This window comes from Limnospira sp. PMC 1279.21, from assembly GCF_032349615.1.
Taxonomy (GTDB): Bacteria; Cyanobacteriota; Cyanobacteriia; order Cyanobacteriales; family Microcoleaceae; genus Limnospira; species Limnospira fusiformis.
The window spans coordinates 1-541 of the sequence record NZ_JARPLU010000505.1 but is presented as its reverse complement, the minus strand read 5'-3'; the positions used below and the strand labels follow the sequence as shown (position 1 = coordinate 541).

General features: G+C 33.6%; 2 pseudogenes. Both read right to left on the bottom strand.

The annotated features are described in order from the left end of the window. Positions 1 to 291 (bottom strand): annotated as a pseudogene (locus P5683_RS25675) (hypothetical protein); the annotation flags it as partial. Next, a pseudogene (locus P5683_RS25670) lies at positions 291 to 541 on the bottom strand (tail fiber domain-containing protein); the annotation flags it as partial. The pseudogenes P5683_RS25675 and P5683_RS25670, both read right to left, overlap by 1 nt.

Below are 541 nucleotides of genomic sequence, written 5' to 3'. Positions count from 1 at the left end.
CTAAAAATTACTATATGGTGGTGATTCAATTATTTGATATTCATTTAGCCAAATAGTTTCACGTTTAACCATCATATTCTGCTTCATATCATTGTATGTGTAAAATTTCAACCAACCCGCCATTTTCCAGTAAGTAGAAACTTGGTCTGCATCAAATAATATCCTTACAAATTTGCTACCTGATATATCTGGCAATCGTTTACCTCCGTGTGAGGTATCATCCTCTTTGATAAAATATTGGTTGTAAGCTAAAAACCAATTAGTTTCAGATATATCATATTTGTTAGACATTATCTCACCTGCTTGATTACATTATCGTTATCCGTGTCACACCATAAATCACCTACACTTAAACCGATAGGGCTTGTCGGTAAATTACTGATATTACCATTTGTAGATGCTGTGGGTTTACCTAGTGCGTCTAATTTCTGAGATAATTCTTGAATCCCTGCCACTAATAAAGGAACTAATTTTTCATAAAGAATCGTCAGATAATCTATTTTTTTGTCGTCAACTTCAGGGCTATCTGTGTGGTCATTTT